Genomic DNA, 23090 nt, shown 5'->3' with positions numbered 1-23090 from the left:
CTCGTGGGGAGGAAGTGGCGGAGCTGGGTGCTCCCGGCGGCGGCGCTGGCCCTGCTGGCGGCCGGCTGTGAGAGCACTCCGGACGCCCGGAAGAAGCCGGCCGCCGCACCCCCGACGTCCGCGGCCCGGCCCGTGGCCCGCGTGTGCGCCGAGCCGGCCGCCGGACCGGCGAAGGCACCCGCGGGCGCGGTGACCGTCGACCCCGCCAAGGTCGGCGACCTGGCCACGAAGACCAAGAACAGCCCCCCGAACACCACGTTCTGGCTCCGGCCGGGCAGACACAGGCTCCAGCCGGACCGCTACGCCCAGGTCATCCCCAAGAAGGGCAACCGCTACCTCGGAGCGCCGGGCGCGGTGCTCGACGGCCGGAAGGCCAACCAGTACGCGTTCGGCGGCAGGGCCCGCGACGTCACCATCCGCCACCTGACCGTGCAGCGCTTCGTGGCGCCGCCGGACGAGGGCGTGGTCAACCACGACTCGGCCGACGGATGGGTGATCGAGCACGCGACGATCCAGCACAACTCCGGTGCCGGACTGATGGCCGGCGCCCGCCAGCGGGTCCGCGCCAACTGCCTGCGCGGCAACGGCCAGTACGGCATGAACGCGTACAAGGCGACCGGCCGGCTCAGGGACCTGGTGGTCGAGGGCAACGAGATCGTCGGCAACAACACCGACGACTGGGAGCGGCGGCGCAAGGGCTGCGGCTGCACCGGAGGCATCAAGTTCTGGGCCGTCGACGGCGCCGACGTGCGCGGCAACTGGGTGCACGACAACCGCGGATCGGGACTGTGGGCGGACACCAACAACAACGACTTCCGCATCGAGGACAACGTCCTGGAGACCAACGACGGTGCCGCGCTGATCTACGAGACCAGCTACAACGCGGTCATCCGGAAGAACACGATCCGGCGGAACAACTGGGTCGAGGGCCGCAGGTACGCCGACCGCGGCGACAACTTCCCGTTCGCGACCGTCTACGTGTCCGAGTCCGGCGGCGAACCACGGGTCCGGGCCCGCACGGACAAGATCGAGATCTACCGGAACGTGCTGGAGGACAACTGGTCCGGCATCACCCTGTGGGAGAACGCCGACCGGTTCTGCAACAGCCCCGCCAACACCTCGTCCGGTGACTGCACGCTGCTGGTGAAGGACACCGACCGCTGCGCGCGGCCCGCGATCGCCACCGCACCGCTCTACGGCGACTGCCGGTGGAAGACCCAGCGCGTGGACATCCACGACAACCGCTTCGTGCTGGACAAGTCCGTCGTCGACTGCGCGGCGAAGTGCGACCGCATGGCGGTCCTCGCCAACTACGGCACCTATCCGGACTGGTCGCCCTACCAGGGCGAGCGGGTTGCCGAGGCGATCACCCGCAAGCAGCACAACCGCTGGCACGACAACGCCTACCTCGGACCGTGGAAGTTCGTGGCCCACGACCCGAGCCGCGTACTCGACTTCGGACAGTGGCAGAGCACGCCGTACCGGCAGGACGCGGGCAGCACCTTCCGCGCACGGGACGGTGGCTGAGATGAGCACGGGCCACATACCGGGCGCGGACCACACGCCGAAGACGGTCGGGGCGGTCTGGGGGCTGCTCGTCCTCAACACGCTCGGCTCCACCGGGGCGAGGACCATCGTCCCCCTGCCCCGCTCCCTCATCCAGATGGTCACCATGGGCGCGCTGGTCGCCGCGTTCGCGCTGGCGCTCGCGGTCAATCTCCGGCTGCGCATCCGGGCCGGCGCCTTCCTGTTCCTGCTCACCCTGCTGCTGGTGCCGAGCGTGATCTCCAGCGCGGGCCTCGAGTCCGGGTTCGGCGCGCTGTTCCGCTGCGTCCGGCTGGCGCTCTTCGTCGCCACGCTGTGGCTGCTCAGCCGCTGGTGGGACCGGAGCGTGACGTTCGTCCGGCACCACATCCGGATGTACTTCGCGGTGCTCGGCTCGGTCGCCGCCGGCCTGGTCATCTCACCGGGCGCCGCCCTGCCCGAGCTCTACGGCGGACGCCTCGTGGGCGCCCTGTGGCCGCTCACCCCGCCGCAGATCGGCCAGTACGCCGCGGTGATCATCGGACTCACCGTGCTGCTCGTCCTGGGCCGCCGGACGGACCGGGGCAGCGCGGCGGTCGTCATCGTCCCCTCACTCGTCCTGCTCGCGCTGACCCACACCCGTACGGCCACGCTCGGTCTGCTCATCGGGCTCGCGGCGGCGATCGGCTCCCTCGCCTTGACCAGCGCCGCCGCCCGCCGGTTCTTCACCTGGGCGGTGCTGTGCGCCGCCGTGGCCGCGGTGGGGTTCGGCTCCGCGCTGCGGACGTGGTTCCTGCGCGGGCAGAGCCAGGAGCACTTCACCAGCTTCACCGGCCGCGAGAAGGTCTGGGACGCCCTGCTGGCCGCCCCCCGGACGGCCTCGGAGCAGCTGTTCGGCATGGGCCTGGGCGACAAGTCCTTCGGCGGCCTGCCGATCGACAACAGCTGGCTGGCCGTCTACCACGAGCAGGGCCTGACCGGCGCCGCCATCGTGGCGCTGATCGTCGTCGTCCTCGCCGGTGTCGCGTTGCTGCGGCCGCCGTCGCTGCCGAGGGCCTGCGCGATCTTCCTGATCAGCTACTGCGCGATCGCGTCGTACACCGAGGCCGGGCTCGGCGACGCCTCGCCGTATCTGCTGCATCTGGCCGTGGCCGCCTCCCTGTTGGCGCCACCTGCGGCGGCCGTGCCTCCCGCGGCGCCCGAAGCCCCCCGACGACGCGTCCCGCGATGGGCCAGGAACGAGAGGTGAGCGCGGACATGCACGTCCTCGTGGTGCACAACCGCTACTCCTCGGCGCAGCCGAGCGGCGAGAACAAGGTCGTCGACCAGGAGGTGGAGCTGCTGCGCGCGGCCGGCCACCGGGTCGAGGTCTTCGAGCGGCGCAGCGACTCCATCGCCGCCCGCTCCCTGCTCGGCAAGGCCGCGGTACCGCTCCTCGTGCCGTGGAACCCGGCGGTCCGCACGGAACTCGCCGCCCGGCTGCGCACCGAGCGCCCGGACGTGGTCCACGTCCACAACGTCTTCCCGCTCCTGTCGCCCGCGGTCCTCGCCGCCTGCGCCGACGCGGGCGTGCCCGCCGTCGCCACGCTGCACAACTACACCCAGATCTGCCCGCCCGGCACATTGCAGCGGGACGGGCGGCCGTGCACCGAGTGCGTCGGGTCGGCGCCGCTGCCCGCCGTCCGCCACGGCTGTTACCGCGACTCCCGGCTCGCGACGGTGCCGCTCGCGGTCAGCCTGTCGGTCAACCGGCGGCGCTGGTGGTCCGGCGTGGAGCGGTTCTTCTGCATCTCCGCGGCGCAGCGCGACGTCCTGGTGCGGGCCGGCATGCCGGCCGAACGCCTCGCGGTGAAGCACAACTTCGTGCCCGACCCGGACATCCGCCGGTCGGGCGCCGGCGAGCACCTGCTCTACCTCGGGCGGCTCGCGGAGGCCAAAGGCGTGCGGCTGCTCATGGCCGCGTGGGACGAGATCGCGGCGAGCGGCGGTGTGGGTGTGCCGCTCGTCATCGCCGGCGCGGGGCCACTGGAGCGGGAGGTGAGCGCCTGGGCGACGGGCCGGGACGACGTACGGTACGTCGGCCTGTACGACACGGCCCAGTGCCGGCAGGCCATCGCGCGGTCGGTCGCCGTGGTGGCCCCCTCGACGTGGCTGGAGGCGTTCGGCCTGGTGGTCGTGGAGGCGATGGCGGCCGGCGTCCCGGCCGTCGCCGCCGGTCACGGCGCCTTCGTCGAACTCGTCGAGGACGGGGTGAGCGGCCTCCTGCACCGGCCGGGCGACTCCGCCTCGCTCGCCTCCCGCATACGCCGGATCACCGCCGGGCCGGCCCTGGGCCGGGAGATGGGCCGGGCGGCCCGGCGCCGTTACGAGCAGCACTTCAGCCCGGCCGTCGGGCTGGAGCGCCTGGTGGAGGAGTACCGCACCGCGATCGCGGTGCGGACGGAATCAAGGGGGACGGAATCCATGGGGGGCAGTAAATGACACGATGCCGACTCTGCGGCTCGGAAGCGATGGCGAGCGTCGTCGACCTCGGGGCGACGCCACCATGTGAGAGCTTTCTCGCCGCGGACCAACTGGACCAGCCCGAGCCCGCGTTCCCGCTGCACCTGCGGGTGTGCACCGACTGCTGGCTCGCGCAGATCCCGCCGCTGATCACGCCGGAGGAGACGTTCAGCGAGTACGCGTACTTCTCCTCCTACTCCACCTCCTGGGTGGAGCACGCGCGCACGTTCGTCGCCGACGCCGTGCGGCGACTCGCCCTTGGCCCCGACGCCTTCGTGGTCGAGGTCGCGAGCAACGACGGGTACCTGCTGAGGCACATGGTGGACCGGGGGATCCGCTGCCTCGGCATCGAGCCGTCGGTGAACGTCGGCGCCGCGGCGCGGGAGGCGGACGTGCCCACGCTCACCGAGTTCCTCGACCCCGGCGTCGGCTCGGCCGTCCGCGCCGAGCACGGCCCGGCGGACCTGGTCGTGGCCAACAACGTGTACGCGCACATCCCCGACGTGGTCGGGTTCACCGAGGGGCTGCGCGCCCTGGTCGCCGACGACGGCTGGGTCTCCATCGAGGTGCAGCACCTGCTGACCCTGATCGAGGAGAACCAGTACGACACGATCTACCACGAGCACTTCCAGTACTACACGGTCGCCTCCGCGACCCGGGCGCTCGCGAGCGGCGGACTCACCCTCGTCGACGTCGAGTTGCTGCCCACGCACGGCGGCTCCATCCGGCTGTGGGCCCGCCCGGCCGAGGTGGCGGGCGAGCCGTCCCCGGCGGTGGCCGACGTGCTGAGCCGGGAGAAGGCCGCCGGGCTCCAGGAGCTGTCGGGGTACACCGAGTTCTCCGCCCGGGTCGCCAAGGTGCGCAGGGACCTCCTGAAGTTCCTCGTCGAGGCGGCCGAGCGCGGCGAGACGGTCGTCGGCTACGGCGCGCCGGGCAAGGGCAACACCCTGCTCAACCACTGCGGCATCCGGCCCGACCTGCTCCCGTACACGGTCGACCGCAACCCCTACAAGCACGGCCGGTTCACCCCCGGCACCCGCATCCCGATCCTGCCGCCCGAGCGGATCGCCACCGACAGGCCGGACTACGTCCTCGTCCTCCCGTGGAACCTGCGGGCCGAGCTGACCGAGCAGCTGTCCTTCGTGCACGAGTGGGGCGGCCGTCTCGTCTTTCCCATCCCGGAACTGAGCATTGTCGAGGTCAAGGCATGAAGGTCGTACTGTTCTGCGGCGGTTACGGGATGCGGATGCGCAGCGGCGCAGGCGTCGACGACGAAGCGCCCAAGCCGATGGCGATGGTCGGCCCGCGACCGCTGATCTGGCATGTCATGCGCTACTACGCGCACTTCGGGCACACGGAGTTCATCCTGTGCCTCGGCTACGGGGCGCACCACATCAAGAACTTCTTCCTCAACTACGAGGAGACGGCGTCCAACGACTTCGTGCTGCGGGGCGGGCGGACCGAACTGCTCTCCACCGACATCTCGGACTGGACGATCACGTTCGCGCAGACCGGCATCGAGTCACCGATCGGCGAGCGGCTGCGCCGGGTGCGGCACCACTTGGACGGCGACGAGATGTTCCTCGCCAACTACGCCGACGTGCTCACCGACGCCCCGCTGCCGCAGATGATCGACCGGTTCGCCCGGCGTGACGCCGGCGCGTCGATGATGGTGGTGCCGCCGCAGTCGTCGTTCCACTGCGTGGAGCTGGGCGAGGACGGCCTGGTGGGCGGCATCACCGCCGTGAGCGACCTGCCGCTGTGGGAGAACGGCGGCTACTTCGTCCTCCGCCAGGAGGTCTTCGACCACATCCCGGAGAACGGGGACCTGGTCGCCGACGGATGCGCCCAACTGGCCAAGCGCGGACGGCTGGTGGCGCACCAGCACCGCGGCTTCTGGAAGCCGACCGACACCGTGAAGGAGCGGGCCGCGCTCGACGCCGCCTACGCCCGGGGCGAGCGCCCGTGGGCCGTGTGGGAACGGGACACCGCGGCGGTGAGCGCGTGATCGGGCTCGGGACGGGGCGCCTGCACCGGATCGCCGCGGTGGGCGCGCACTGCGACGACATCGCCATCGGCGCCGGCGGCACGCTGCTGACGCTCTGCCTCGCGCACCCCGGCATACGTATCGACGCGCTGGTGCTCTCCGGCGGCGGCAGCGAGCGGGAGCAGGAGGAACGGGCCGCGCTCGCCGCCTTCTGCCCGGACGCCGACCTGCGCCTCACCGTGCTCAAGCTGCCGGACGGCCGCATGCCCGTGCACTGGGACGAGGCCAAGGCCGCCGTCGAGGAACTGCGCGGGCAGACCGACCCCGGCCTGATCCTCGCCCCCCGCACCGATGACGCGCACCAGGACCACCGCGGCCTGGCCCGGCTGATACCCACCGCGTTCCGCGACCACCTCGTACTCGGCTACGAGATCGTCAAGTGGGACGGCGATCTCGGCCGCCCGGCCGCGTACCAGCCGCTGTCGCCGGAGATCGCCGAACGGAAGGTGCGGCTGCTGCAGGAGCACTACCCCTCGCAGCGGCACCGGCCCTGGTACGACCGGGAGGCCTTCCTCGGGCTGGCCCGGATCCGCGGCATCGAATGCCACGCGCGCTACGCCGAGGCGTTCGCCGTCACCAAGCTCACGCTCGATCTCGGCACTTCCGACCTGGGGGAATGAACCTTGCGCGTACTGCTCACCGGACATCAGGGCTACCTGGGCACCGTGATGGCCCCGGTACTCGCGGCCGCCGGCCACGACGTCGTCGGTCTCGACGCCGGCCTGTTCGCCGACTGCGTCCTCGGCCCGCCGCCCGCGGACCCGCCGGGGCACCGGGTGGACCTGCGCGACGTCACGGCCGAACACGTGGCCGGCGTGGACGCCGTGATCCACCTGGCCGCGCTGTCCAACGACCCGCTGGGCGCGCTGGCGCCCGACCTCACCTACGACATCAACCACCACGCGTCCGTACGCCTGGCCCGGCTCGCCCGCGACGCCGGGGTACGGCGCTTCCTGTACGCGTCCACCTGCTCGGTCTACGGCGCCGCCGGCGGCGGCGAACTCGTCGCCGAGGACGCCCCGCTGCGCCCGGTGACGCCGTACGCCGAGTCCAAGGTGCGGGTGGAGGACGACCTGCACGCCCTGGCCGACGGCGACTTCAGCCCGGTGTTCATGCGCAACGCCACCGCCTTCGGCCACTCACCCCGGCTGCGCGCCGACATCGTGCTGAACAACCTGGTGGGCCACGCCCTCCTGTCCGGCGAGGTCCTCGTGCTCTCCGACGGCACGCCCTGGCGCCCGCTGGTGCACGCCGCCGACATCGCACGTGCCTTCACGGCCGCGCTGACCGCGCCGCGGGAGGCCGTGCACGACCGGGCGTTCAACATCGGCAGCGAGACCAACAACGTCACGGTCGCCGAGATCGCCGAGCAGGTCGCCGAGGCGGTGTCCGGCGCGAAGGTGGTGATCACCGGGGAGACCGGCGCCGATCCGCGGTCGTACCGCGTGGACTTCTCCCGGTTCCGCGCCGCGATACCCGGCTTCGACTGCGCGTGGACGGTGAAGCGGGGCGCGCTCGAACTCGCCGACGCCTACCGGGAACACGGGCTCACCCGGGAGGACTTCGAGCAGCGCTTCACCCGGCTCGCGGTGCTGCGCGCGGCGTCCGACGCGGGCACCGTCGACGACACGCTGCGGTGGCGCCGGTGACCGCGGACGGCTTCGGCGATGAGATGCACGCGCTGGTGGAGCGGCTCTACCCGCTGTGCCGCAGCATCACCGGCGACGGTGTGCGCGCCACCCTGAAGATCGTCGACGAATACCTCCCGCTCCGGATCCACGAGGTGCCGACCGGGACACAGGTGCTCGACTGGACGGTGCCGCAGGAGTGGAACATCCGCGACGCGTACATCGCCGACGCCTCCGGCAGACGGGTCGTCGACTTCGCCGCGTCCAGCCTGCACGTGCTCGGCTACAGCGTGCCGGTGTCGACGACCCTGCCCCTGGCCGAGCTGCGCGAACACCTGTACACCCTGCCGGACCACCCCACCTGGGTGCCCTACCGCACCAGCTACTACCGGCCGGAGTGGGGATTCTGCCTGGCCCAGGAGACCCTGGACGCGCTGCCGGACGGCGAGTACGAGGTACGTATCGACTCCACGCTCGCCGACGGCCACCTCACCTACGCCGAACACGTGGTCCCCGGGCAGGTCCCCGACGAGGTGATCGTCTCCTGCCACGTCTGCCACCCGTCGCTGGCCAACGACAACCTCGCCGGGATCGCCGTGGCGACGTATCTGGCGCGGGCGCTGGGGGAGCGGACGCCGTACTACACCTACCGGTTCATCTTCGCGCCCGGCACCATCGGCGCGATCACCTGGCTGGCCCGCAACAAGGAGCGCATCGACCGCGTCAAGCACGGCCTGGTGCTGGCCTGCGCGGGGGACCGGGGCCAACTGACGTACAAACAGAGCAGGCGCGGCGACGCGGAGATCGACCGGGTGCTGCGGCACGTCCTCACCGCCTCCGAACGACCCCACGAAGTAAGGGAGTTCACTCCGTACGGCTACGACGAGCGGCAGTACTGCTCGCCCGGGTTCGACCTCGGCGTGGGCTCCCTCAGCCGTACGCCGTACGCGGGCTACCCCGAGTACCACACCTCGGCCGACAACCCCGACTTCGTCTCCCCGGCGGCGATGGCGGACACGCTCGCCGTCTGCCGCGAGGCGTTCACCGTCCTCGACCGCAACCGGCGCTACCTCAACCTCAGCCCCTACGGCGAACCGCAGCTGGGCCGGCGCGGGTTGTACGACTCGCTCGGCGGCCGCAGCGACACGAAGCAGGCGCAGCTGGCCATGCTCTGGGTGCTCAGCCTCTCCGACGGCGCGCACAGCCTCCTGGACGTGGCCGAGCGGGCCGGGCTGCCGTTCGACACCGTCGCCGCAGCGGCCGGCGCCCTGCGCGACGCCGGGCTGATCAAGGCATGACGCCGATGGCCACCGGGCGGCAGAAGACGGCGCGGCCCACCGCCAGGCGGGCCATGGTCGGCAGGCTGTCCTGGGGACTGGCCGACCAGGCGGCCTCCAGCCTGACCAACTTCGCGGTGGGCATCTACGTGGCACGCTCCCTCGGCCTCGCCGCGTTCGGCGTGTTCAGCCTGGCCTGGGTGACCTACGGAGTGGTGCTCAGCGTCTCCCGCGGCCTGGCCACCGATCCGCTCGTGGTGCGCTTCAGCGGAGTGCCGGACGCGTCCTGGCGCGGCGCCGTGGCCCGGTCGTCGGGTGCCGCCCTCGGTGTCGGCGCCGCCATCGGCGCGGCGTGTCTGGTGGCCGGCCTCGCCCTCGGCGGCCGCGTGGGCCCCGCGTTCGCCGGCCTCGGCGTCATGCTGCCGGGGCTGCTGCTCCAGGACGCCTGGCGCTACTCGTTCTTCGCCGCCGGCGCCGGGCGCAAGGCGTTCGTCAACGACCTCGTGTGGGGCGTCGCGCTCGTCCCGGCCATGGTGGTGGCCGCCCGCGTGGGCAGCGTCGCCGCCTTCGTGCTCGCCTGGGGCGCGTCCGCCGCCGTGGCCGCGGTGTACGGCTGCTTCCAGTCCGGGATCCGGCCCCGCCTGACCGGCGCGCGCGAGTGGCTGCGCGAGCACCGCGACCTCGGCTACCGGTACCTGGCCGAGAACGTCTCCACCAGCGGCGCGAGCCAGCTTCGGGCGTACGGGCTCGGCGCCATCGCCGGGGTCGGCGCGGTCGGTGCGGTCCGGGGCGCCGAGCTCCTGCTCGGCCCGTTCCTCGCCGTGCTGATGGGCCTCTCGCTGGTCACCGTCGCGGAGGCGGCCCGGGTGCTGCGGCGGGCCCCGCACCGCCTCGGCGCGTTCTGCCTCCTGCTGGGCGGCGCGCAGGCCGTCGCCGCGCTGCTCTGGGGCGCGGCGCTGCTCCTCGTGCCGGACCGGGCCGGCGAACTCGTACTGGGCGACGTCTGGAGCTCCGCCTCGCAGCTCATCGTGCCGGCCACGCTCGGCGTCGCCTTCGCAGGGCTCGGCACCGGCGCGGCGGCCGGACTGCGCGCGCTCGCCGCGGCCGGGCGCAGCCTGCGCAGCCAGCTGTTCGCCTCCGCCTGCTATGTCGGCGGCGGGCTCGGCGGGGCGGCCGTGGCCGGCACGGTCGGCTCGGCCTGGGGCGTCGCCGCCGCGACCGTCTGCGGCTCGGCCGTGTGGTGGCTCCAGCTGCGGTCCGCCCTGCGCGAGCGCCACCAGAACTCCATCCGTGAAGTGAGGACACCATGACCGCCCACCCCCGGCTCAGCATCGGCCTGCCCGTGTACAACGGCGAGGAGTACCTCGCCGAGGCGTTCGACGCCCTGCTCGGCCAGACCTACGAGGACTTCGAGCTGGTCGTCACCGACAACGCCTCGACCGACGGCACCCGCGACATCTGCCGCAAGTACGCCGCGCGGGACTCCCGTATCCGCTACATCCGGCTGGCCCGCAACATCGGCGCCGCGCCGAACCACAACTACGTGTTCACCCAGTGCCGCGGCGAGCTGTTCAAGTGGGCCTCGCACGACGACCTCTACGCCCGTGACCTGCTGCGGCGCTGCGTCGAGGCGCTGGACGAGCGGCCGGACGTGATCCTCGCGCACAGCGGCCAGGCGGTCATCGACGAGGACGGCCGGGTGAAGGTGCCGTACGAGTACGGGCTCGCCACCGACTCACCGCACGCCCCGGCCCGCTTCCGCAGCCTGCTGTTCGAACCCGGCGGCGACGACTTCTACGGGGTGATGCGGGCCGACGTGCTGCGCCGGGTGAAGCCGCACGACAGCTACCACCACGCGGACCGCACGTTCGTCGCCGAGATCACCCTGCACGGACCGTTCCACCAGGTGCCGGAACTGCTGTACTTCCGCCGCGACCACCCCACCCGCGCCGAGCGGGCCAACCCCTCCAAGCGCTCCCGGTGCGTCAACCTGGACCCGCGCAGGGCGGGCCCGCTGCACCCCACGCCCCGGCTGCTCGCCGAGTACGTCGGGGGCTTCGCCTCGGCGATCCGGCGGGCGCCGCTGTCCTCGGCCGACCGGCGCGCCTGCTACGGCCACCTCGCCGCGTGGCTGACCAGCCGGGTCCGGCCGGGCACCGGCGAGCGGGTCGAGGACCGCGCCCCGGTGGACCCGAGCCGGCTCGCCGTCTCCGTCGACGCCCTCGTCGCCGGACGTGAGGGGAGGCAGGCGTGACCGCTGCCCGCGTCGGGGTCTTCGGTCTGCTCGGCTCCGGCAACCTCGGCAACGACGGGTCGCTCGAAGCCGTGCTCCGGTACCTGCGCGCCGAGCACCCGGAGGCGGTCGTGGACGCGCTGTGCGGCGGACCCGAGGTCGTCGCGGCACGGTACGCGATCCCCGCGACCCGGCTGCACTGGTACCGGGGGGAGTACCGCACGGCGTCACGTGCGCGCGCGATCGCGGGGAAGGGACTCGGCAAACTCGTCGACGCCTTCCGCACCGCCGCCTGGGTGCGCGGGCACGACGTGGTGATCGTGCCCGGCATGGGCGTCCTGGAGGCCACGCTGCCGCTGCGTCCGTGGGGCTTCCCGTACTCGCTGTTCCTGCTCTGCGCGTCCGGCCGGCTCTTCGGCACCCGGGTCGCGCTGGTCGGCGTCGGCGCGGACGCGATCGGCAACCGGCTGATCAGGGCCCTGGTGCGCCGATCGGCACGCCTCGCCGCGTACCGGTCCTACCGGGACACCCTGTCCCGCGACGCGCTGCGGGCCATGGGCGTGGACACCGCGCGCGACGCGGTCTACCCGGACCTCGCCTTCGCCCTGCCGACACCGCCCACGGGCACCCCCTCGGGCACGGTCTGCGTCGGTGTCATGGACTTCCACGGAGGCGACGACGACCGGGCCAGGGCGGAGGAGATCCACCGGCGCTATCTCGAAGGGACGACCGCGTTCGTCCGCGCGCTGGTCGAGGACGGCAGGCCGGTCCGGCTGGTCACCGGCGACGCGTGCGACGCGCCGGTGGTCGCCACGATCCTCGACGCGGTGGACTCGCCGCTCGTCACCGCCGCGGAGGCGGCCTCGCTCGCCGACCTGATGAAGGAGATGGCGGCGGCCGACTCCGTGGTGGCCACCCGGTACCACAACCTGGTCTGCGCGCTGAAGGTCGGCACACCGACGCTCGCCCTGAGTTACGCGGCGAAGAGCGACGCGCTCATGGCCGGGATGGGTCTCGACGCGCACTGCCACCCGGCCCGTGAGATCGACGCCGACCGGCTCCTCGAACAGTTCCGGGAGCTGGAGAAGCGATCGGCGGAGCTGCGGCGGACCCTCGCCGAGCGGAACAAGCGCGCCGCGCGGCAATTGGACCACCAGTTCACCGCCTTGACCAGGACGCTGTTCAAGGGCACCACCCGGCAGGAGGCTCCATGAAAGCGACCGAAGTCCCGCAGATCGCGGGCGCGTTCCTCTTCGAACCGACCCCGTACGCCGACGAACGCGGCTTCTTCTGCCGCACCTTCGACGCCGACGTCGTCCGCTCGGTGGGCCTTGACCCGGCCGCCTTCGTCCAGGACAGCGTGTCCCGCTCGGTCCGGGGCGTGCTGCGCGGCCTGCACCTGCGCTCCGGCGCCGGTGAGGCCAAGCTGGTGCGGTGCTCGTACGGCAGGATCTTCGACGTCGTCGTGGACCTGCGGCCGGACTCGCCGACGTACCGCGACCGGGCCTTCTTCGAGCTGTCCGGCGAGACGCAGACGACCCTGTACGTCCCGGCGGGGTGCGCGCACGGCTTCCAGGCGCTGAGCGAGACCGCCGACACCTCGTACCGGATCGACCGCGAGCACGATCCGGCCGAAGACGTGACGATCGCCTTCGACGACCCGGAACTGGCCATTCCGTGGCCCTTGCCGCCCGCACTGATGTCCCGGCGGGACCGCGAGGCACCGAGCCTCGCCGAGGTTCTGAAGCAGTCGCAGCAGCAGAAGGAGAGCTGAAGTCAGCGTGGACACCGAAGAGTTCCGCCTGCCCCGGTCCCGACGGGCGAACGAGCGGCTGCACGCCGTGATCCCCGGGGGCGCGCACACCTACGCCAAGGGCGACGACCAGTACCCCGAGAACCTGGCCCCGGTCATCAGCCACGGCCACGGTGCCCACGTGTGGGACCTCGACGGCAACCGCTACATCGAGTACGGCTCCGGCCTGCGGTCCGTCAGCCTCGGCCACGCCCACCCGCGCGTCCTGGAGGCGGTGCGGCGGGAGCTCGACCGCGGCAGCAACTTCGTCCGGCCGTCCATCGTCGAGGCCGAGGCCGCGGAACGCTTCCTGGCCACCGTGCCCACCGCCGACATGGTGAAGTTCGCGAAGAACGGCTCCGACGCCACCACCGCGGCGGTACGCCTCGCCCGCGCCGTCACCGGGCGCCCCCGGGTGGCCATCTGCGCCGACCACCCCTTCTTCTCCGTGGACGACTGGTTCATCGGCACCACGCCGATGTCCGCCGGTATTCCGGCGGCGACCACCGAGCTGACCGTGGCCTTCCCGTACGGGGACCTGGCAGCCACTGAGGAACTGCTCACTCGGTACCGGGACGAGGTCGCCTGCCTGATCCTGGAACCCGCCGGGCACACCGAACCCCCGCCCGGATACCTCCAGGGCCTGCGCGAGCTGGCCGACCGGCACGGCTGCGTACTGATCTTCGATGAGATGATCACCGGCTTCCGCTGGTCCGAGGCGGGCGCCCAGGGCCTGTACGGCGTCGTCCCCGACCTCTCCACGTTCGGCAAGGCGCTGGGCAACGGCTTCGCCGTCTCGGCGCTGGCCGGGCGCCGCGAGCTGATGGAGCGGGGCGGGCTGCGTCACTCCGGCGACCGGGTGTTCCTGCTGTCCACCACGCACGGCGCGGAGACACACTCCCTGGCCGCCGCGATGGCCGTGCAGACCACCTACGTGGAGGAGGGCGTCACCGCGCGGCTGCACGCCATCGGTGAGCGGCTGGCCGCCGGTGTCCGCGACGCCGCGGCCGGCATGGGCGTCGGCGACCACATCGTCGTCCGGGGCCGGGCCAGCAACCTGGTCTTCGCCACCCTCGACGAGAACCGGCAGCCGTCGCAGCGGTACCGCACCCTGTTCCTGCGGGGGCTGCTCGCGGGCGGGGTGCTGGCCCCGTCGTTCGTGGTGAGCAGCGCGCTCGACGACGCCGACGTCGACCGCACGGTCGAGGTGGTGGCCCAGGTGTGCGCGGTGTACCGGAAGGCGCTGGACGTCGGCGACCCCACGCCGTGGCTGGCCGGGCGGCCGGTGAAGCCGGTATTCCGCCGCTTGGTGTGAGGTGACGCGACGTCAGCGGCGCGTGTTCTGCCCGACGTTGTCCGTCCGGTCGTCTGTCCGGTCGGCCAACCGGTCGGCCACCCCGTCGACCAGCCACGCGGTAGCCGGGACCACCGCAAGCGCGGTGCACCAGCCCCCGAGGGCGTCGGTCGGGTAGTGCGCGCCCAGGGCGACCTGTGCCCAGCCCATCGCGGCCCCGGGGACCAGCGCCGAGGCGAACACGAGCGACGTGCCGGCCGTCCTGCCGAGGCCGAGCCGGCCGGCCGCGAGCAGCGCCACCGCGAGGGCGAGCGCGGTGACGAAGGCGGTGTGCCCGCTCGGGTAGGACAGGTTCCCGCCGTGGATGGTGCGTCCCACCAGGGACTTGAGCAGCGTCGTCGTCACCACGGCCGTGCCGGGGCCGACAACGACGAGCACCGCCGCGCGAGGCCGCCGAAGCAGCAGGCAGCCCACCACGGCGACCACGACGAGCACCGCCGCGCCCGCGGGTTCCCCCAGGAAGTCCGTGGCCAGAGCGACGTTCCGCCACGGCGGCCGCACACCGTGCACCGCCGCCCAGATCCACGCGTCCACCGGGCCGGGCTCGCTGTCGCCGGCGTACAGGACCCCGAGCACGAGGACCGCCGGCGCGGCGAGGCCCCCGGTCAACGCGAGCCACGCGCGCAGCGAGGGAGGCAGCACCGCGGGCGCCGACCGGCGACTCACACGCCCGCCGTGTCCGGCCGACTTGCGGCAGCCCGCTCCGACGAGGCGATCCAACGCGAGCCCCCCGTCGTCTCCGACCCACCCTCCAGCGACCGTGACCGGCCCGCTGCTTGGCACCCTAACCAACAACCCGGCCACCACACACCAGCTGATGCTCTCAAGCGCATCCTGGCCGGCGCCGGGACCGAACGCATGGTCGCCCGGGGCGACTTGGCCGACCCTGGATCGCTCCGCGCCTTCGAGGGCATGGCGGTCCGCTACCGTACCCGTCATCGTCCACAGAGCCTCGCCGAACCCAGCCGTGGAACCGAGTGAGAGGGCCCCATGACGACGACCACCCCGGCCACCGCCGACGACTTCGCCACCCCCATCGAAGACCGGTACTTCGATGACTACGTCCCCGGCACGGTGCACGTCTTCGGCAGCAGCCCCTCACTGAGCAGGACATCCTCGAGTTCGCCCGGCGCTTCGACACCCAGAGCTTCCACACGGACCCCGTGGCGGCGCAGCACGGACCGTTCCAGGGACTGATCGCGAGCGGCTGGCACACCACGGCCGTGATGATGCGCCTGTACGCGGACCACTACCTCAGCAAGGTCGCCTCGCTCGCGTCCCCCGGCGTCGACGAAGTGCGCTGGCAGCGGCCGGCGCGGCCGGGCGACACCCTGTCGGTCCGGGCCACGGTCGCCGGGGCCCGCGTCTCCCGCTCCAAGCCCGACCGGGGCCTCGTGCACACCGACGTGGAAGTGCTCAACCAGCACGGCGAGACAGTGCTGACGATGACCATCATAAACATGCTGCGGCGCAGGCCACACAGCCCAGCCGGTGGCACAGCGCGGGCGGACGGTACAGGCCTGTCGTCACCCCCCCCCACGCGTCACGGTCCGTACGTGTGATTTTCACGAGTAGCGCGTGACAGTCAGTGGTGTTCCCCACCGCGGAAGTCTGGGAGAGTCGCAGATAAGCGGTGCTCCGGCGGCCGGGAAGCGACATTCCCCCGCCCCGGCGCCGCTGCGCGAAACAACCGCTTCAGGGGCTGACCCGCCCCGGAAGGGGATGGCCCCAAGTGGACAAGCGCTACGAGGTCTACTGCCTCATGGACGCGCGCTTCTACGACACCCCGGCCCGCGCCCGTGGCGACGACACCGCCTTCGCGCAGGCCCGGCGTCCGGCTCCGCACACGTGGCAGCGCTCCGAACTCGACGACTGGATCGTGCTCCGCCCCGACGGCGCCCGGCTTCCGCTCCAGGGCTGGAAGATCCACGTCTCGGCGTGTCTCGACAACGCGGCGCGGATCCTCACCGACGTCTGGGACTACTGCGTCCCACGACGTATCCCTTTCAAGTTCCTTCCCGGCAAGGACGAGCTGCTGCTCGCCAACGCCAAGTACGCGCACCGCGGATCGGCGGGCAAGTTCGTGACGATCTACCCCGCCGACGAGGAGCAGCTGGAGCGCGTCCTCACCGAGCTCGACACGGTCCTCGGGGGGCGGCCGGGACCGTACGTCCTGAGCGACCTGCGCTGGGGCGAAGGACCGCTGTACGTACGGTACGGGGCCTTCGCCGAGCGCTTCTGCGTCTCACCGGCGGGAGAGGTCGAGCCGGCGATCGAGGACGGCGGCGGACAGCTGGTGCCCGATGTCCGGGGGCCGACGTTCCAGGTGCCCGACTGGGTCGAGCTGCCGGGCTTCCTCGCCCCCCACCTGGCGGCGCGGGGCGGCGCGCGGGTCGCCGACCTGCCGTACCGGCTGGAGAGCGCCCTGCACTTCTCCAACAGCGGCGGCCTGTACGCCGGTGAGGACCTGCGCACCGGGGAGCGCGTGGTGCTCAAGGAGGCGCGGCCGCACGCGGGCCTGACCGCAGACGGCCGGGACGCGGTGGCCAGGCTGCATTGCGAGAGGGAGACCCTGGAGCGCTTGAGCGGCCTCGACTGCGTACCGGCGCTGCGCGATCACTTCGTGATGGGGGAGCACCACTTCCTGGCCGAGGAGTTCGTCGAGGGCAAGGAACTCAACCATCTCTTCGTGGAGCGCTACCCCCTGACCCGGCTGCGGACCGACGAGACGGTGACAGCCGACTACACCTCCTGGGCCATCGACGTGTACGACCGCGTGGAGCGGGCCGTCACACGGATCCACGAACGCGGTGTGGTCATCGGCGACCTCCAGCCGTCGAACATCATCGTCCGCCCGCACGGCGACGTGGTGCTGATCGACTTCGAGGGGTCGGCGGACGTGTCGCAGGAGCGGCCCCAGTCCCTCGGCGCCCTGGGCTTCACCGCGCCGCGCGAACGGCGGGGCACCGCCGTCGACGACTACGCCCTCGCCTGCCTCAAGCTCTTTCTCTTCATGCCGCTGACCTCCCTGTTCTCCATCGACCCCGGCAAGGCGGGACAGCTCGCCCGGGAGGCGGCGCGCATGTTCCCGCTCCCCGACGGCTTCTTCGACCAGGCCGTACGGACCATCACCGGCGCCGACGGGGCCACGGGCGCGGAGCCCCGGATCCGGCCCGACGACGAAGGCTGGGCGGAGGTCCGGGAGTCGCTGTCCTGCGGCATCCTCGCGGAGGCCACGCCGGAGCGGGACGACCGGCTCTTCCCCGGCGACATCGCGCAGTTCGCCACGCCGGGCGGTGGCCTCGGCATCGCGTACGGCGCGGCCGGCGTGCTGTACGCGCTCGACGTGACCGGCGCCGGCCGCCACCCCGACCACGAGGAGTGGCTGATCCGGCGGGCCCTGCACCCCGAGCCGGGAACCCGTCTCGGCTTCTACGACGGCCTGCACGGCGTCGCTTACGTACTCGACCACCTCGGCCACCGGCGTGAGGCGCTGAAGATCCTCGACCAGTGCGCCGGTGAACGCCGGAAGGAACTCGGCCTCGATCTCCAGGGCGGCCTGTCGGGCATCGGTCTGAACCTCCTGCACTTCGCGTCGGCCACCGGCGACCCCGCCCTGCACGACGAGGCCCGGGACGTGGTGGACGCCGTGGCCGCCCGCCTCGGCCCTGCCGACTCCGTACCGGAGGTCAGCGGCGGCCGGCACCCGTACGCCGGTCTGCTGCGCGGTTCCGCCGGGCCGGCGCTGCTCCTGCTGCGGTGGTACGAGCACACGGGCGACCCCGCGTTCCTCGACCTGGCCGCCACGGCCCTGCGGCAGGACCTGCGCCGGTGCGTCGTGCGCCCGGAGGGCGAGATGGAGGTCGACGAGGGCTGGCGGACGATGCCCTACCTCGCCGACGGAAGCGTGGGCATCGGGCTCGTCCTCGACGGCTACCTCGGCCACCGCCAGGACGACCGGTTCCGTACGGCCTCGGCGGCGATCCGCAGGGCCGCCGAGGGCGGGTTCTACATCGAGCCCGGTCTCTTCCACGGTCTCGCCGGGATGATCCTGCACCTCAGCCGCGCGCACCCGGCGGGAACCGCGGCCCGGCGCGATCCAGTGGTCGCGGACCACATACGACGGCTGGCGCGGTACGCCGTGGTCCACCGGGGCCACCTCCTCTTCCCGGGCGAGGAGTTGCTGCGGCTCTCCCTGGACCTGGGATCCGGCAGCGCCGGCGTGCTGCTGGCACTCGGCGCCGCCCTCCACGACCGCCCCGTACGACTGCCGTTCCTCGGACCACTCGGGCAAGAAACAGCAGAAAGGAGGTGACAGGACATGACGATCCTCGACCTGCAAGGCATGGACCTGCCGGACAGCGCTTCACCGCCGCCGGGCAGCCGGGCCAGCAAGCAGTGCAGCGGCGCGAGCAGGTACAGCCTGCTCCTCTGTTGACACCCGCCGGGGCGGGGACGTCGAGCGCGTCCCCGCCCTCTTTCTGTCTCCGTACCAGGAGGCGTCCATGGACCGACGTGCCGCGGGCCAGCGTCCCGCCGGCCGGTCTGCCGCGGACCGGCTGCTCCTGACGACGACGCGCGCGGGCGGGCCCTGGGTGGCCGCCATGATGGCCGTCTCGCTGCTGCTCGCGGGCATCTACACCGTGCTGCCCGCCCTGATGGGCCGTACGGTCGACGCCGTGCTCGACGGCGGTGACTTCGCCCTGTGGCTGGGCCTGAGCGTCGCGGCGGTCTGCGTGCTGATGGCGGCCGACACGCTGGACGACTTCATGGGAAAGATGGCCGAGGCGCGTTCCACCGCGTGGCTGCGTCACACGCTGCTCAAGCACGTACTGCGCCTGGGCCCCCGGGCCGCGCGACGGTTCACGGCCGGGGACCTGGTGAGCCGGCTGGTGGGCAACTCCGCCCGCACCGGACAGGTGGCGTCGACGCTCGTCTGGGCCCTCATGGACCTGGTGCCCCCGCTCGGCGCGATCGTCGCGCTCGCGCTGATCGACCCGTGGCTCTGCCTCACCTTCCTGGTGGGGCTGCCCGTCGTCCTGGCCGTGGTGCGGACCTTCATCCGGGACGCCTCCGGCATAAACGAACGCTACTTCGACGCGCAGGGCCAAGTCGCCGCCCGGCTCGTGGACGCCCTGTCCGGCATCCGGACCATCACGGCGGCCGGAACCGTGGACCGCGAGGTGCGGCGCGTGCTCGGTCCGCTGCCCGAACTGCGTCGCCACGGGTACGGCATGTGGGGCGCCCTCGCGCGGGTGTCGTCGCGGGAAGCCCTGGCCATCCCGCTGCTGGAGGTCGCCGTGCTCGCCGTCGCCGGTCTGGAGCTGGCGCGCGGCCGGATCACCCCCGGGCAGATGCTCGCGGCCGGCGAGTACGTGGTCCTGGCCACCGGCATCAGCTCGCTGGTGGCGTCGGCGAACCGGCTCGCCCTCGCGCGGGGAACGGCCGGCCGCGTCGCCGAAGTGCTCGCGGAACCACCCATGGCGTACGGGGGCGAACCGCTCCCCGAAGGGCCCGGGCGGCTGGAGTTCCGGGGCGTCACGGTACGGGGGCCGGACGGCGCCGCCGTACTGGAGAACCTGTGGTCGACCGTCCCGGCAGGAGCCCTGGTCGCGGTCGCCGGGCGCTCCGGTTCCGGCAAGTCCGTGCTGGCCGCCCTCGGTGGGCGCCTCCTCGACCCGGACGAGGGCGAGGTGCTGCTGGACGGCCTGCCGCTGCGCCTGCTCGACCGGCACGCGCTGCGGCAGGCGGTGGCCTACGGATTCGAGCGGCCCATCCTGCTCGGCGAGACCTTCGCCGACGCGATCGGGTTCGGGCCGGCATCGGCGGGACCGGACGAGGTGGCGCGGGCGGCCACGGCGGCTCGGGCCGACGCGTTCATCCGGCGGATGCCCGAGGGGTACGGGACGCGGCTCGCCGACGCGCCCATCTCGGGGGGCGAGGCGCAGCGGGTGGGACTGGCACGGGCGTTCGTCCAGTCGGGGCGGAGGGGGCGGGTGCTGGTACTGGACGACGTCGCCGCGAGCCTCGACACCGTGACCGAACACCACATCAGCCGCATCCTCACCGGCACGGGCGCCCTGGCGGGCCGCACCCGCCTGGTGGTCACGCACCGCGCGTCCACCGCGGCCCGCGCGGACCTGGTCGTCTGGCTGGACGCCGGCGGCGTACGCGGGCAGGGCCGCCACCGCGACCTGTGGGCGGACCCGGGCTACCGGGCCGCGTTCCAGCCCGAGGCCCCGGTTACGGGGACGGGTACGGACGCGGCGGCGGTGGGCTCCGGTGAGGCGACCGGTGTGCGAACCGGGGAGCGGGCGTGAGCGGCAGGGCCGGAGGGCTGCTGCGGGAGTCGCTCCACCGGCGGCGTGGTGAGTTCCTGCGCCTCACGGGGTGGTCGCTGATGCAGGCGGTTCCCGCCGCCCTGTCCGGGTGGATGGTCGCCCGGGCCGTGGACGACGGCTTCCTCGCCGAACGGACAGGGAAGGGCCTCGCCTGGCTGGTGGCGCTGGCCGGCGCCGTCATGGTGGGCGCCTGGGCGACGCGGCGCGTGACGCTCGGGCTCTCGGCCGTGGTGGAACCGCTCCGTGACGAACTGGTCACCCTCGTCACGTCCGGCACGCTGAACCGTTCCGCACAGGCAGGACGCTCCGTCGACACGGGCGGCGTGGCGCGCCTCACCGAGCATGTCGAGATCGCCAGGGAGGCCTACGGCGCCGTCGTCATGTTCGTGCAGGGCTTCGTCGTCACCGCGGCGGGCGTGCTGCTCGGCCTGGCCGCCCTGGATCCGGCCCTGCTCGTGTTCGTGCTGCCGCCCCTGGTCCTGGGGCTGGCGCTGTTCGCGGGGGCGCTGAGAGCCATGGCCGGGCGGCAGCGGGACGTGGTGCTGGCCGACGAGCGGATCGCGGAGTCCGCGAGCGCGGTGACGGGCGGACTGCGGGACGTGGCGGCGTGCGGGGCCGAGGACCTCGTACAGCGGCGGGCGGGCGAGCGGATCGACGCCGCGGCGAAGGCCACCCGGGCACTGGCGCGGATGACGGCGGTACGGACCGTGTCGCTGGGCATCGGCGGGTGGCTGCCCCTCGTACTCATCCTGGCGGGAGCGCCCTGGCTGGTGCAGCGCGGGGTATCGGCGGGAGCGGTCCTCGGCGCGGTGACATACGTGTCGCGCGGCCTCCAGCCCGCGTTGCAGGGCCTCGTCCAGGTGCTCGGCGGCAGCGGGCTGTGGCTGCTGGTCACCCTCTCCCGGATCGCTGAAGCGGCCGAGCGGCCCATGCCGGACACGACCGGCACGGCGGACGCGCCACGGGGTCGCCCGGGCACGGTGCCGCCGGGCGGCTTCGGCGGGGTGGAGCTGCGCGGTGTCACGTTCGGTTACGCGCGCTCGGCGGAGCCGGTGGTCGACGGGCTCGACCTCGTGCTGGAGCCGGGCGAGCACCTGGCCGTCGTGGGGCCGAGCGGAGCGGGGAAATCGACGCTCGCCTCGCTGGTCGCGGGGGTGCTCGAACCGCAGGCCGGGCGGATCCGGCTGGACGGCGTACCGGTGCGGGCCCTCGGCACCGGCACGCTCGCCCGGCATCGGGTACTGATCCCGCAGGAGGCCTACGTCTTCGACGGCACGCTGTGGGAGAACCTCACCTATCTGGCGCCCGATGCCACCGCGGCCCAGGTGGACGCGGCGGTGGACGCGGTCGGCGCCCGGCCGCTCGTGGCGCGACTGGGCGGTTACGAGGTGCCTGCCGACCCTCGGGAGCTGTCGGCGGGGGAGCGCCAGCTGGTGGCGCTCGTCCGCTCGTACCTCCCCCCTGCCAGGCTGGTGCTGCTGGACGAGGCGACCTGCCACCTCGACCCGGCATCGGAGGCCCGCGCGGAGGAGGCGTTCGCCCGCCGCCCGGGCACGCTGCTCGTGTGCGCGCACCGGATCAGCTCGGCGCTGAGGGCCGACCGCGTGCTGGTGCTCGACGGCACGGGCACCGCCCTCGGGACGCATGAGGAGCTGCTGGCGGGCTCCGCGCTCTACCGGGACCTCGTCGGACACTGGGAGGTCACGGAGCCCTCGCGGGCCGCGGGGTTCCCGTCGGCCGCGAACGTCACAGCCAGCCGGACCCCCGGGCGATCCTGATCGCGTCGATGCGGTTCCGGGCGGCGACCTTGCGGGTGATCGCCGACAGGTGGTTGCGGACGGTTCCCAAGGACAGCGCCAGCCGGTCGGCGATCTCCCGCGTCGGTGCGCCCTCGGCGGCCAGCCGCAGGACCTGCCGTTCACGCGGCGTGAGGGGGTTCTGCACCGCGTCGAGCACGAGTACCGCCAGCTCAGGGGCGATGTAGCGGTGTCCGCCGACCACCTTGCGGATGCCCTCGACGAGCCGGTCGGGAGGCCCGTCCTTGCCGATTAGCCCGGGCGGCCGCAGGGCCAGCACCGTGCGCAGCCGTTCGAGCGTCGGCGCCCCCGCCACCAGGAGGGTCCGGCACTCCGGGAGGCACTCGCCCATCTTGCTCGCCATGGCGAGCGCCTCGTCCTGGTGGCCGTCGACGTCGATGACGACCACATCGGGGCGGTACGAGAGCGCTCGCGCGAGGACCAGTCCGTCCCCTCCGGTCTCCGCGACGACCTCGATGTCGTCCTCGCGGGTCAGGAGGGCGGCGAGTCCTCCGCGCAGCAGCCCGTTTTCCTCGACGAGAAGAACACGGATCACTGTGGCTCCCTGCTATCGCCTCTGCCTCCGAAGAATTATC

General features: G+C 72.9%; 20 protein-coding genes. 18 read left to right on the top strand and 2 right to left on the bottom strand.

All coding sequences use genetic code 11. The annotated features are described in order from the left end of the window. The first annotated feature begins 3 nt into the window (after positions 1-3). From KKZ08_RS01180 to KKZ08_RS01120, 13 genes are read left to right on the top strand one after another with little or no spacing between them, the layout of a single operon-like run. Entirely contained in the window at positions 4-1527 is a 1524-nt protein-coding gene (locus KKZ08_RS01180) for a right-handed parallel beta-helix repeat-containing protein (RefSeq protein ID WP_223772621.1), read from the top strand. A gap of 1 nt (position 1528) precedes the next feature. After that, positions 1529-2773: an O-antigen ligase domain-containing protein gene (locus KKZ08_RS01175; protein WP_223772620.1), complete on the top strand. Its 1245-nt coding sequence runs from the start codon at positions 1529-1531 to the stop codon at positions 2771-2773. Positions 2774-2781: 8 nt separating this feature from the next. After that, positions 2782-4005 carry a glycosyltransferase gene (locus KKZ08_RS01170; protein WP_223778870.1) on the top strand — a complete coding sequence of 408 codons (1224 nt, stop codon included), beginning with the start codon at positions 2782-2784 and terminating at the stop codon, positions 4003-4005. Continuing rightward, on the top strand, positions 4002-5237 hold the full coding sequence (locus KKZ08_RS01165) for a class I SAM-dependent methyltransferase (RefSeq protein ID WP_223772619.1): 1236 nt from the start codon (positions 4002-4004) through the stop codon (positions 5235-5237). The genes KKZ08_RS01170 and KKZ08_RS01165 overlap by 4 nt, the downstream gene beginning before the upstream one ends. After that, positions 5234-6034 (top strand): glucose-1-phosphate cytidylyltransferase, encoded by an 801-nt coding sequence (locus KKZ08_RS01160; RefSeq protein WP_223772618.1) that lies wholly within the window; start codon positions 5234-5236, stop codon positions 6032-6034. Before KKZ08_RS01165 ends, KKZ08_RS01160 begins: the two co-directional genes overlap by 4 nt. Then, positions 6031-6693 carry a PIG-L deacetylase family protein gene (locus KKZ08_RS01155; protein WP_223772617.1) on the top strand — a complete coding sequence of 221 codons (663 nt, stop codon included), beginning with the start codon at positions 6031-6033 and terminating at the stop codon, positions 6691-6693. The genes KKZ08_RS01160 and KKZ08_RS01155 overlap by 4 nt, the downstream gene beginning before the upstream one ends. Positions 6694-6696: 3 nt before the next feature. After that, a complete protein-coding gene (locus KKZ08_RS01150; protein ID WP_223772616.1) occupies positions 6697-7722 on the top strand; it encodes an SDR family oxidoreductase in 1026 nt (341 codons plus the stop codon). After that, entirely contained in the window at positions 7710-8999 is a 1290-nt protein-coding gene (locus tag KKZ08_RS01145) for a DUF4910 domain-containing protein (protein ID WP_223772615.1), read from the top strand. Before KKZ08_RS01150 ends, KKZ08_RS01145 begins: the two co-directional genes overlap by 13 nt. Then, positions 8996-10288, top strand: coding sequence for a hypothetical protein (locus KKZ08_RS01140; RefSeq protein WP_223772614.1), 1293 nt, complete (start codon positions 8996-8998; stop codon positions 10286-10288). The genes KKZ08_RS01145 and KKZ08_RS01140 overlap by 4 nt, the downstream gene beginning before the upstream one ends. Beyond that, positions 10285-11232 (top strand): glycosyltransferase family 2 protein, encoded by a 948-nt coding sequence (locus KKZ08_RS01135; RefSeq protein ID WP_223772613.1) that lies wholly within the window; start codon positions 10285-10287, stop codon positions 11230-11232. Before KKZ08_RS01140 ends, KKZ08_RS01135 begins: the two co-directional genes overlap by 4 nt. Then, positions 11229-12425 (top strand): polysaccharide pyruvyl transferase family protein, encoded by a 1197-nt coding sequence (locus KKZ08_RS01130; protein ID WP_223772612.1) that lies wholly within the window; start codon positions 11229-11231, stop codon positions 12423-12425. The genes KKZ08_RS01135 and KKZ08_RS01130 overlap by 4 nt, the downstream gene beginning before the upstream one ends. Continuing rightward, positions 12422-12985 carry a dTDP-4-dehydrorhamnose 3,5-epimerase gene (gene rfbC, locus KKZ08_RS01125; RefSeq protein WP_223772611.1) on the top strand — a complete coding sequence of 188 codons (564 nt, stop codon included), beginning with the start codon at positions 12422-12424 and terminating at the stop codon, positions 12983-12985. Before KKZ08_RS01130 ends, rfbC begins: the two co-directional genes overlap by 4 nt. Before the next feature lie 7 nt (positions 12986-12992). Then, positions 12993-14318, top strand: coding sequence for a glutamate-1-semialdehyde 2,1-aminomutase (locus KKZ08_RS01120; protein WP_223772610.1), 1326 nt, complete (start codon positions 12993-12995; stop codon positions 14316-14318). Positions 14319-14330: 12 nt separating this feature from the next. Here the strand turns inward: KKZ08_RS01120 and KKZ08_RS01115 are convergent, their stop codons facing one another. Next, entirely contained in the window at positions 14331-15023 is a 693-nt protein-coding gene (locus tag KKZ08_RS01115) for a phosphatase PAP2 family protein (protein WP_223772609.1), read from the bottom strand. Between the two features lie 446 nt (positions 15024-15469). Here KKZ08_RS01115 and KKZ08_RS01110 point away from each other — a divergent pair, with 446 nt between their 5' ends. The 5 genes from KKZ08_RS01110 to KKZ08_RS01090 all read left to right on the top strand — a co-directional run bounded on the left by KKZ08_RS01110 (position 15470) and on the right by KKZ08_RS01090 (position 22476). After that, a complete protein-coding gene (locus tag KKZ08_RS01110; RefSeq protein ID WP_223778869.1) occupies positions 15470-15919 on the top strand; it encodes a MaoC family dehydratase in 450 nt (149 codons plus the stop codon). A gap of 170 nt (positions 15920-16089) precedes the next feature. Next, entirely contained in the window at positions 16090-18672 is a 2583-nt protein-coding gene (gene lanKC / locus KKZ08_RS01105) for a class III lanthionine synthetase LanKC (protein ID WP_223772608.1), read from the top strand. Positions 18673-18678: 6 nt separating this feature from the next. Next, positions 18679-18795 (top strand): SapB/AmfS family lanthipeptide, encoded by a 117-nt coding sequence (locus KKZ08_RS01100; protein ID WP_223772607.1) that lies wholly within the window; start codon positions 18679-18681, stop codon positions 18793-18795. 67 nt (positions 18796-18862) lie between these two features. Beyond that, positions 18863-20677 (top strand): ABC transporter ATP-binding protein, encoded by a 1815-nt coding sequence (locus KKZ08_RS01095; protein ID WP_223772606.1) that lies wholly within the window; start codon positions 18863-18865, stop codon positions 20675-20677. Further along, entirely contained in the window at positions 20674-22476 is a 1803-nt protein-coding gene (locus tag KKZ08_RS01090) for an ABC transporter ATP-binding protein (RefSeq protein ID WP_223772605.1), read from the top strand. Before KKZ08_RS01095 ends, KKZ08_RS01090 begins: the two co-directional genes overlap by 4 nt. Here the strand turns inward: KKZ08_RS01090 and KKZ08_RS01085 are convergent. Beyond that, positions 22445-23050: a response regulator transcription factor gene (locus KKZ08_RS01085; protein WP_223772604.1), complete on the bottom strand. Its 606-nt coding sequence runs from the start codon at positions 23048-23050 to the stop codon at positions 22445-22447. The genes KKZ08_RS01090 and KKZ08_RS01085 overlap by 32 nt on opposite strands. Positions 23051-23090 lie beyond the last annotated feature (40 nt).

Origin of the sequence: Streptomyces sp. 135, from assembly GCF_020026305.1 — a bacterium.
In the GTDB taxonomy this organism is placed as follows: domain Bacteria; phylum Actinomycetota; class Actinomycetes; order Streptomycetales; family Streptomycetaceae; genus Streptomyces.
The sequence above is the reverse complement of the archived record's forward strand: the minus strand, read 5'-3'. Positions and strand labels throughout refer to the sequence as shown.

Bases quoted from the DNA above. Each gene is read 5' to 3' on its own strand.
- KKZ08_RS01140 (WP_223772614.1), top strand. From the start codon at position 8,996: ATGACGCCGATGGCCACCGGGCGGCAGAAGACGGCGCGGCCCACCGCC.
- KKZ08_RS01170 (WP_223778870.1), top strand. From the start codon at position 2,782: ATGCACGTCCTCGTGGTGCACAACCGCTACTCCTCGGCGCAGCCGAGC.
- KKZ08_RS01165 (WP_223772619.1), top strand. From the start codon at position 4,002: ATGACACGATGCCGACTCTGCGGCTCGGAAGCGATGGCGAGCGTCGTC.
- KKZ08_RS01095 (WP_223772606.1), top strand. From the start codon at position 18,863: ATGGACCGACGTGCCGCGGGCCAGCGTCCCGCCGGCCGGTCTGCCGCG.
- KKZ08_RS01100 (WP_223772607.1), top strand. From the start codon at position 18,679: ATGACGATCCTCGACCTGCAAGGCATGGACCTGCCGGACAGCGCTTCA.
- KKZ08_RS01135 (WP_223772613.1), top strand. From the start codon at position 10,285: ATGACCGCCCACCCCCGGCTCAGCATCGGCCTGCCCGTGTACAACGGC.
- KKZ08_RS01175 (WP_223772620.1), top strand. From the start codon at position 1,529: ATGAGCACGGGCCACATACCGGGCGCGGACCACACGCCGAAGACGGTC.
- rfbC (WP_223772611.1), top strand. From the start codon at position 12,422: ATGAAAGCGACCGAAGTCCCGCAGATCGCGGGCGCGTTCCTCTTCGAA.
- KKZ08_RS01160 (WP_223772618.1), top strand. From the start codon at position 5,234: ATGAAGGTCGTACTGTTCTGCGGCGGTTACGGGATGCGGATGCGCAGC.